At 70.7% G+C, this 7,919-nt stretch carries 8 protein-coding genes and 1 pseudogene; 7 read left to right on the top strand and 2 right to left on the bottom strand.

Annotated features, from left to right (window positions below; translation table 11 throughout):
* The 4 genes and pseudogenes from AB0M20_RS16970 to AB0M20_RS16955 form a co-directional block, all read left to right on the top strand.
* Window positions 1–227, top strand: a pseudogene (locus AB0M20_RS16970) (hypothetical protein); the annotation flags it as partial.
* Window positions 228–383: 156 nt separating this feature from the next.
* Entirely contained in the window at window positions 384–1,160 is a 777-nt protein-coding gene (locus AB0M20_RS16965; protein WP_364299032.1) for an ATP-binding protein, read from the top strand.
* A 10-nt stretch (window positions 1,161–1,170) separates the two neighbouring features.
* Complete coding sequence (locus tag AB0M20_RS16960; protein WP_364299036.1) at window positions 1,171–1,728, top strand: DUF5709 domain-containing protein; 558 nt, start codon at window positions 1,171–1,173, stop codon at window positions 1,726–1,728.
* Between the two features lie 274 nt (window positions 1,729–2,002).
* Window positions 2,003–2,689, top strand: coding sequence for a response regulator transcription factor (locus tag AB0M20_RS16955; protein WP_364299030.1), 687 nt, complete (start codon window positions 2,003–2,005; stop codon window positions 2,687–2,689).
* Here the strand turns inward: AB0M20_RS16955 and AB0M20_RS16950 are convergent.
* A complete protein-coding gene (locus AB0M20_RS16950; RefSeq protein ID WP_364299028.1) occupies window positions 2,686–3,822 on the bottom strand; it encodes a DUF5931 domain-containing protein in 1,137 nt (378 codons plus the stop codon). The two genes, AB0M20_RS16955 and AB0M20_RS16950, sit on opposite strands and share 4 nt — an antisense overlap.
* Before the next feature lie 42 nt (window positions 3,823–3,864).
* Between AB0M20_RS16950 and AB0M20_RS16945 the strand changes: the two genes are divergently transcribed.
* The 3 genes from AB0M20_RS16945 to AB0M20_RS16935 all read left to right on the top strand — a co-directional run bounded on the left by AB0M20_RS16945 (window position 3,865) and on the right by AB0M20_RS16935 (window position 6,764).
* Complete coding sequence (locus AB0M20_RS16945) at window positions 3,865–4,275, top strand: ATP-binding protein (protein WP_364299034.1); 411 nt, start codon at window positions 3,865–3,867, stop codon at window positions 4,273–4,275.
* A 149-nt stretch (window positions 4,276–4,424) separates the two neighbouring features.
* The gene (locus tag AB0M20_RS16940; RefSeq protein ID WP_364299026.1) at window positions 4,425–5,429 is read left to right on the top strand and encodes a carbohydrate-binding protein; all 1,005 of its coding nucleotides are present in this window, start codon (window positions 4,425–4,427) and stop codon (window positions 5,427–5,429) included.
* A gap of 111 nt (window positions 5,430–5,540) precedes the next feature.
* The gene (locus AB0M20_RS16935) at window positions 5,541–6,764 is read left to right on the top strand and encodes a family 16 glycosylhydrolase (protein WP_364299024.1); all 1,224 of its coding nucleotides are present in this window, start codon (window positions 5,541–5,543) and stop codon (window positions 6,762–6,764) included.
* On the opposite strand, the gene AB0M20_RS16930 is transcribed toward AB0M20_RS16935, so the two are convergent.
* Window positions 6,765–7,919: chitosanase (locus AB0M20_RS16930; protein ID WP_364299022.1), on the bottom strand; the 1,155-nt coding region annotated here is incomplete at its 5' end.

Genomic DNA, 7,919 nt, shown 5'->3' with positions numbered 1-7,919 from the left:
CCGGCGCGGTGCCCGCCGCGATCGTCGGCCTGCTGCTGCTCGGCGACCAGATCATCGCGGGCCGGGAGTGGCTGGCCGCCGTGGGCTTCGTGGCGACCCTGGCCTCGGTGATCGGCCTGACCCGGTACGCGGAGCCGCAACATCATCACGCCACTTCGCCGGGCAGTGCGCACGAACCCCGGCGTGCCGAGGCCGCCCGGCTCCGCACCGCCGGCACCGGCCGCTGACATGCATGACGCCCCACGTTAGGGGTATCACCAGAGCAATGTGCATCCTGCGCTTATGCCTCAAATGACCCAGACGGTATGTGACGGGTCCGAACGGGCACAGGCACCTCCCGCGGACATGCGGCGAGGAGGAGCCACATGCACAATGGAGCGATCATGGCGAGCGAGGTCACGTACCCGGTGGACACCGATCAGCCGTACCCGGTGATCCGGCTGTCCGGGGTGCTCGCCCCGGTCGACGCCGCCGGCCTGCGGGCCACCGTCCTGGACGTGCTCGCCATGCAGCCCGAGGCCGTGGTGATCGACGCCGAGGCGGTCCGGCTCGAGGACCCGGCGCCCGCTCGCGAGCTCGCCGGTCTCGTCAGCGAGACCGCGGAGTGGCCGGCCGGTCGCGTCGTGATCGCCACCGGCCATCGGGACCCCTGGGCCGCGTCCGGTCTGGTCGTCTGCCCCGACGTCGCCGGCGCCCTCGCCCAGCTGGGCGAGCCGCACCCCGGCGACCGCAGGCAGCTGACTCTCCAGCCGGTGATCGGCGCCGCCCGCCGCGCCCGTGAGCTGGTCACCGAGGCCTGCGCCCAATGGGACTGCCCGGACGTGTGCGGCCCCGCGTGCATCGTGGTCACCGAGATGGTCAACAACGTGGTGGCGCACGCGAAGAGCGAGATGACCGTCCTGCTGGCCCGGCTCGGTGACACGATCAGCGTGGCGGTCCGCGACGGGTCGGCCACGATCCCGCGCTTCACCGGTCCGGTCTCGCCCACCGCGTACGGTGGTCGTGGGCTGTTGCTCATCGACGCGGTGTCGGATCGCTGGGGCAGTCTGAGCCTGCACGACGGCAAGGTCGTCTGGTCGCTGCTCCCGCTCGATCAGGTGGGCGAGCCGGCCGGCCGCCCGGCCACCGGGGCAGGCATACCGGACCCGGCACGAGGGTAGGACGATGACCATGCGTGACAACGACTATCCGGCCGAGGTGACCGATCCTGAGGCTTCCGGCCTCCCGGACACCGCGGACGACGACTCCAGCGCCTACGACGAGGTCGACAGCCCTCGCTGGGCGGACGGCGCCGACCCGGCCGCCCTCGCGGGCACCGGTCCGGGCGGCTCCAACCGCTTCGGCGACACGGCCGAGGAGGCCCGTGAGGGTGAGGGCCTCGATCGCCGGCTCCGCCAGGAGGAGCCCGACGTCGGCCAGGAGGATCCGATCCCGGCCCGCCGCGACCCGATCGACGAGACCATCGACAGCGACGACCAGCGGCAGCTCGACGCGGACGTTTGGGGCCAGAGCCCGACGTCGGACCCGAACTCGCAGATCTCGCTCTACGACGACGGCCAGCTGGACTACGACGACCCGGGGCGAGTCGGCCGCCTGGTCGCCCCCGACGAGGGCAGCGGCCTGGACGACGAGACGGACAGCGTGGCGTACGACGCCGGCGCGGCCGGCGGAGGCGCCAGCGCCGAAGAACTGGCCATCCACGAAACAAACGACCCGCGCTACAGCTAGCCACAACCCGCCCGGGCCCAACCACAACTGGTAGCCCAGCCCCCTATCAGAGGCCCACAAGCGTGGGTGGGCTACCACTATCGGTCTTGACCGCAACCCGAGTCGCATTTCGCCCGTCGATGAGTCGGGCTTCGAAAATGACGAGGCGAAGCCGAAGTTGTTTTCGGAGCCCGACTCATCGGCAGTCAGGGGCGAAATGCCGGAGGAGCGGAGCGACGACCAGCAAGCTCTGCTGTTATTTTCGGAGCCCAACTCGTCGGCAGTCAGGGGCGAAATGCCGGAGGAGCGAAGCGACGACCAGCGGCTCAGCGACCAGAAGTCCAGAGTCATGGTCGTCGACGATCACCCGATGTGGCGGGAGAGCGTCAGCCGCGATCTCACCGCCGCCGGCTACGACGTGGTGGCGACCACCGGCGAGGGGCGGCAGGCCGTCCGGATCGCCGCCGCCGCCCGGCCCGACGTCGTCGTTCTCGATCTTCAGCTGCCCGACGTCTCGGGCGTCGAGGTGATCAACGGCCTGCTGTCGGCCGTACCCCAGGTCAAGGTCTTGATGTTGTCGGCCTCCGGGGAGCAGCAGAGCGTGCTGGACGCGGTCAAGGCCGGCGCGAGCGGCTATCTCCTCAAGTCGGCGGGGTTGAGCGAGTTCCTGGACGCGGTCGCGCGCACCGCCGCGGGCGACACCGTCTTCACCCCGGGGCTGGCGGGGTTGGTGCTGGGTGAGTTCCGGCGGCTGGCGGTGGAACCGGCCGCGGCCGACGACCCGGCCGCGCCGAAGCTCACCGAGCGGGAGACCGAGGTCCTGCGGCTGGTCGCGAAGGGCCTGTCCTATCGCCAGATCGCCGAGCGTCTCGTGCTCAGCCACCGCACGGTGCAGAACCACGTGCAGAACACGCTGGGCAAGCTCCAGCTGCACAACCGGGTGGAGCTGACCAGGTACGCGATCGAGCAGGGCCTCGACTAACCCATCGGTCGGGGCCTGGGTACGACCATCTCGATCTCGGTACCGGACGAGGACGACGACGCGATCGTCACCTTCCCGCCGAGCGCCGCGATCCGCCCCTTGATCGACTGCGCGATGCCCAGCCGGCCCTGCGCCTCGGCCTCGGCCAGACGGGACGGTGTGATCCCGCAGCCCTCGTCCCGCACGCTCACCGTCACCTCAGCCGGCTCGTCCTCGACCAGCACGAACGCCCGGGTCTGCGGGTCGCAGTGCCGGGTCACGTTGTCCAGGGCGGCGGACACCGCGGCGGCGATCTCCCGGGCGGTCCCGCCGGGCAGTTGCACGGCGGAGGCCGGCCCGGCGACGGACACCGTGGTGGACTCGAACGGCATCAGCAGCGACAGCAGGTCGACCGTGGAGTCGGGCTGCCGCGACGGGTTGGTGACCAGCGCCCGCAGCGCGACCTCCTGCTCGCCGGCCAGCCGGGCCAGCTCGCCAGCCTCGCCGTCCAGCCCGGCGCCGCGCCGCTTCACCAGGGCCAGCACCTGCAGCACCGAGTCGTGGATGTCGCGGGCCAGCCGCTCGCGTTCGCGGGTGGCGGCCTCCAGCTCGATCGCGCGCTGCAGCCGGGCCTGGGACACCTCGGCGATCCGCACCAGATAGCCGACCGCGATGGCGGCCAGCAACATCAGCACCGCCCCGGTGGTGGCCGCCTGGTCGTAGTGGGCCCGGACCACGATGTCGACCGCGCCCATCGCCAGGGCCGCGGCGATCCCGGCTCGCCGTCCGCCGCCCACCGCGCACGCGATCACCGGGGCGACGTGCCAGGCGACCGCGATCGTCGGTTTTCCGAGGGTCAGGGCCTCCCGGCCGACGATCAGCACGCTGGAGGCCATCACGGCCATGGTGAGCACCAGGTCGGCGATGAGCAGGGGTGGGCGGCGGCGGGCGGCGTCCGCGTACGCGTAGGTGGTGAACACCGTCCACGCCGCCATCACGGCCAGCACCGGCCAGGCGAACATCGGCCGTAGATAGAAGGAGATGTTGGTGACGATCAGCGCGGCGGCGTAGATCAGCGCGGCGATCCGGTAGACGGCGATGGCACGCCACAGCGGCGTCTGCAGGCTCCCCGGTGCCGTCGCGACGTCGGTCATGGGCTGACCTTCCCATATGCATGCCGAGCGGAAAGATCAGACCTGGCCTACGGTCGGAGGATCAGCACCGACTTCCTTCTCACCGAGAGCTTCGACCGCACCCGGGTGAGCGCGCTGCGCCACTCGATCGCGTCCTGCGCCGGGGCGGCCGGGCTGGCCGGCGGCAAACTGGACGACTTCGTGGTGGCGGTCAACGAGTTGTTGACGAACGCGGTGCGGCACGGCGGCGGATCGGGCCGGGTGACGTTGTGGGTCGAGGCCGGGTCGGTGGTGTGCGAGGTGTCCGACCGCGGGACGGGTCTGGACCGGATCCGGCCGGTGAAATCCCAGCGTCCGGCCGCTGACCAGCCCGGCGGCTGGGGGCTCTGGCTGGCCGATGAGCTGACCGATGCGATGGTGATCGAAAGCGGGCCGGATGGGACCACTGTGCGCATCTCGGCGCGCCCTTCCTAAAGAGAGTTTTAAGTCTTGGGACCGAGCTTGCGCCCGGCTCCGCGATTCGTGAAAGTTTCTCTGCCATTGATCTGGGGCAGGCCCTGCGAGGAGGACTTTCGTCGATGCGACGCGCTCGTCGATTCGTACCGTCCCATGCGCGTGCGCGCGTGATTCGCACCCGCCCCATCGCGACCGTGGCGATCGCCGCCGTGGGTCTCGCGACCGCCGTGTGGCTTCCGACGCGCTTCGACCAGGCGTCCGCGACCGAGAACGGCTCGACGGTCGTCGAGCAGGTGTTCGCCGACGAGTTCAACGGCGACCGTGGTGACGACGCCGACGCCTCGAAGTGGTCGACCGACGGCCGGGCGGTCCGCCTGGACGGCGAGGGTCACCTGGTCATCTCGGCCGTCACCGACTCCCGGAGCAGCCGTAACCGCACCGCGGAGGCCGGCCTGCAGACGCTGAAGACGTTCACCGCACCGGGCGAGGTGAAGGCGCGGGTGAAGGTCGCCGACGGCCAGTCGGTGCGGTCGGTGTTCCGGCTCCTCGGCGCGGACTCCCCGGCTCTGGACGTGATGGAGAACCGCGGCGATCGGTCGGCCGTGGTGCGCGCCGCGCTGGGCGAGGGCGTCGACGGGAGGGTGGAGGCGGACGAGTCGCTCGCCGAGGACTTCCACGAGTACGGCGTGCGGTTCACGGTGGACGGCGACATCATCTGGACCTTGGACGGCGACGAGTTCCTGCGCGCCGAGGACGATCTGACCGAGCCGTTCGCGGTGTCGCTGGAGCTGTCCGTGCCGGTGGGCGACGGTGACGGCCGGCGCAGCCGCACCAGTCGTACCCGATCCGACCAGTCGCAGGGCACGAGCATGAAGGTCGACTTCGTGCGGGTCTCGGTGGAGAGGGAGGCGGAGGAGCCGCCGGCCGAGCCGACGACGCCGCCGACCACGCCGCCGACGACCGAGCCCACGAAGCCGCCCACGACCGAGCCCACGAAGCCGCCGACGACGCAGCCCCCGGCCACGACGCCGTGGGCACCGTTCCGGCAGCTGAAGGCCGGCGATCTGGTCACGTTCGGCGGCAAGACGTACAAGGTGAACGAGAGCCACACGTCGCTGCCGGGATGGGAACCGCCGGTGCTGACGCCCGATCTCTTCACGCTCGTCTCGTAAGGAGAAATCCCCGGGGGATACCGGTTCCGGAACCGGTTTCTATTGACTCAAGGCTGTCAATATCTCAAGACTGCTAAGAGTATTAACAACCTCTCCCCGGAGGAATCCCCCATGCGCAAGACCCGGATACTGCTGGCGGCCGCCACCGTGCTGGTCAGCCTCACGGGCGGGCTCTTCGCCGCCTCACGCAACGACACCGCCGACGCCGCCGTAGGGCCGGTCACCTGGGAAGACAACTTCGACGGCCCGGCCAACTCGTCGCCGGACAGCAACAAGTGGCGGTTCGACCTCGGCGGCGGCGGCTGGGGCAACGGCGAGCTGCAGACGTACACGAACTCGACCAACAACGTCGCCCGCGACGGCAACGGCAACCTGGTCATCACCGCGCGCCGGGAGAGCAACGGCTCGTACACCTCGGGCCGCATCCTCACCTCGCAGACCTTCACCCAGCGCTACGGCCGCTTCGAGGCCCGCATCCAGATCCCCCGCGGCCAGGGCATCTGGCCGGCCTTCTGGATGCTCGGCAACGACCTCGGCTCCGTCGGATGGCCTAACTCCGGCGAGATCGACATCATGGAGAACATCGGCCGCGAGCCCAACACGGTGCACGGCACGGTGCACGGCCCCGGCTACTCCGGCGGCGCCGCGATCGGCGGCGCCCGGACGATCGGCTCGCCCCTCGCCGACGGCTTCCACACCTACGCGGTCGACTGGTCGCCCAACCTGATCATCTGGTACCTGGACGGCTCGGAGTACTTCCGGGTCACCCCGGCCAGCCTCAACGGCAACCGCTGGGTCTTCGACCACCCCTTCTTCATGATCCTCAACGTGGCGGTCGGCGGCGCCTGGCCGGGCAACCCCGACGCCAGCACGCAGTTCCCGCAGCGCATGGTGATCGACTACGTCCGCGTCAACGCGGCCGACGGCGGCACCACGCCCCCGCCGCCCACCGGCGGCAACGCCCTGCGCTCCAACTTCAGCAACCGCTGCATCGACATCCCCGGCGCCAACCCGGTCGACGGCGCCCGCCTGCAGATGTACGACTGCAACGGCACCGTCGCGCAGCAGTGGACGGCCAACGGTGACGGCACGATGCGGGCCATGGGCAAGTGCATGGACCCGGCCGGCGGCGCACTCGCCAACGGCACGCCGATCCAGCTGGTCACCTGCAACGGCAACCCGGTCCAGCGGTTCACCCTCGAGGCATCCGGCAACCTGCGGAACCTCTCGTCCAACCGGTGCGTGGACATCGCGAACTGGAACGCCAACAACGGTGCCCCACTGCACCTCTGGGACTGCACGGGCGGCTCGAACCAGAAGTGGACGCGGGTCTAGTTACCCGACCCTGAACCGGTCCCCGTAGACGGCCCAGGCCAGCGGGGTGTTCAGGTCGAGATTGCCGGCCTTGAGAAAGACGCGCTGGGCGGTGTCGACCCGGGAGGTGTCACTGTGCGCCTCCTCGGTCTTCATCGCCCTCGCGCGCGCGTTGAGGAAAGCGTTCAGCCAGGTCAGCTCGTCGCCGCCGAGTTTGGGCGTGGAGGCCGACCTGAGCGCCGCCGCGCGGATCTGCTTCATGCCGTTCATCCCGTGCATGACCGCGGCGTCGTAGTAGGCGAACTGGCCCATCGCCCGCACGCCGTCGGCGCGGGCCATCGTGACCGCCGGGTCGAAGTACATCCGGTCCCGCTCGTCCTCCTGCACCTTCTGGAAGACCGGGTCGGTGGCGGCGGTGCGCCAGGCCGTGGTGAAGCCCGGGTCGAGGCCGGCGTGTGAGTCGGAGCCGTCGACCGTACGCAGGGCCGGGATGAACTTGGCCAGCACGTTGACCGGCTTGCGGCGGGTGTACTCGACGACCACCGCCAGCATGTCGGACGTGCCCGAGCAGAAGCCGACCAGCCCGCCGGTGTAGCCGCGGCCGTCGCCGATGTCCTCGATGTAGCCGTACTGCGCACGCCAGTTCAGCGACGAGTTCTCCGCCGTGGAGATCAGCTGCTGGGCGATGTCCTTGGGGATCGGCTCGGACAGCGGCGCCGCCGCGGCGGGCACGGCGGTGCCCGGGTCGGCCGACTCGGTGCGCGGCGACGCCGGACCCGGCCCGTACGCCTGCACCTCGTACAGCGAGAAGCCGTAGGTCGTTGCCCGCTTCAGCGCCAGCACCCGCAGGTAACGGCCGGTGCCGTTGAGCTGCTTGAGGTCGTCCGTGCCGCCGTCACCGGCGGAGGCCGCCGCGAGGTCGGTCCAGGACGCGGCGTCGGCGGAGATCTGGACCCGGTACGCGGCCGCGTACGCCCGCTCCCAGCTGAGCCGCACCCGTGTCACCCGCTGTGAACCGCCCAGATCGACCCGCAGCCACTGCGTGCCGGGCACCGACGGGCTCGCCCAGCGCGTGGTCACGTCGCCGTCGACCGCGGCCCTGGCGGAGTACGGCGCGCTGTGCGTCGTCGACGCCAGCACCGGGCGCCCCTGGGAGAGCAGCCTGTCGGTGGCGGC

It is taken from the genome of Actinoplanes sp. NPDC051633, assembly GCF_040681735.1.
GTDB lineage: Bacteria > Actinomycetota > Actinomycetes > Mycobacteriales > Micromonosporaceae > Actinoplanes.
The sequence above is the reverse complement of the archived record's forward strand: the minus strand, read 5'-3'. Positions and strand labels throughout refer to the sequence as shown.